The 1054-nt window shown below is 68.7% G+C and carries 1 protein-coding gene; it reads left to right on the plus strand.

Annotation, left to right across the window (positions count from 1 at the left end):
- Nucleotides 1–126 precede the first annotated feature (126 nt).
- Entirely contained in the window at nucleotides 127–930 is an 804-nt protein-coding gene (locus D7V93_RS43390) for a prolipoprotein diacylglyceryl transferase (RefSeq protein ID WP_120648708.1), read from the plus strand.
- Nucleotides 931–1054: the final 124 nt, after the last annotated feature.

Consider the following 1054-nt stretch of genomic DNA (forward strand, 5'->3'; position numbering starts at 1 on the left):
GGCAGGTACTCAGGGGGGCGTGGGAGCAGGAAGAAAGAGGTGGAGGGAAGCCACGGTTGCGCCGATTGTTCGCGTTCGTCCCGCCTCGCGTTCCCCGGTGGCGGGCCTGGCCTTCCTGGAGCCCTCTTGATTCCCTATTGGCACGCCCCTTCGTTCAAGCTGGGGCCCCTGGAGTTGAACCCCTTCAACGTCTTCGTGGCGGCGGGCATCCTGCTGGGCGCGCGGCTGCTGACGAAGCAGGCCGAGCGCGAGCGCCTGGACCCCAACCCGCTGGCGGACTACGCCATGTGGGGGGTGGCGGCCGGCATGCTGTTCGGCCACTGGGTGCACCTGTTCTTCTACCACCCGGAGGAGCTGTCCAAGAGCCCGTTCCAGATCTTCAAGTTCTGGGACGGCCTGTCGTCCTTTGGTGGACTGCTGGGCGGCATCATCGCGGCGGTGGTGTTCTTCCGGATACGGAAGCTGCGCTTCAACGACTACGCGGACAGCTTCGCGCTGGGGGTGGCGCCGGCCTGGGCGGTGGCGCGGCTGGGGTGCTTCGCGGTGCACGACCACCCGGGGCGGCTGACGGACTTCTTCCTCGCGGTGCAGTTCCCCAACGGCAACCGGCACGACCTGGGCTTCTACGACGCCGTCGTGCTCTTCACCATCACCGGCCTCCTGTACGCGCTGCGCGACGCGCCGAGGATGAAGGGGCGGCTCCTGCCGCTGCTGGCCCTCCTGTACGCGGTGTCCCGCTTCTGCCTGGACTTCCTCCGGGCCACGGACCTGTCGTACGTGGACGCGCGCTACCTCGGCCTGACGCCGGCGCAGTACGGCTGCCTGATGCTGGTGGTGTACGGGCTGTGGGGGCTGTTGCGGAAGCAGGCGCCCAGCGCGTCCGCCCAGAAGCCGCCGCCGTCGCAGGGACGGGTGGAGACCGCGCGCTAGGCTTCAGGCCCGGGCGCGGTCCGCTTCGTGGTTTCGCTTCATGGTTTCGCTTCGTGGAAGAACGGGGGGTTTCACATGAGGGCACTGGCGTATGACGCGGTGATGGCCCCGCTGGGGTGGGCGG

It is taken from the genome of Corallococcus llansteffanensis, from assembly GCF_003612055.1.
Lineage (GTDB): Bacteria > Myxococcota > Myxococcia > Myxococcales > Myxococcaceae > Corallococcus > Corallococcus llansteffanensis.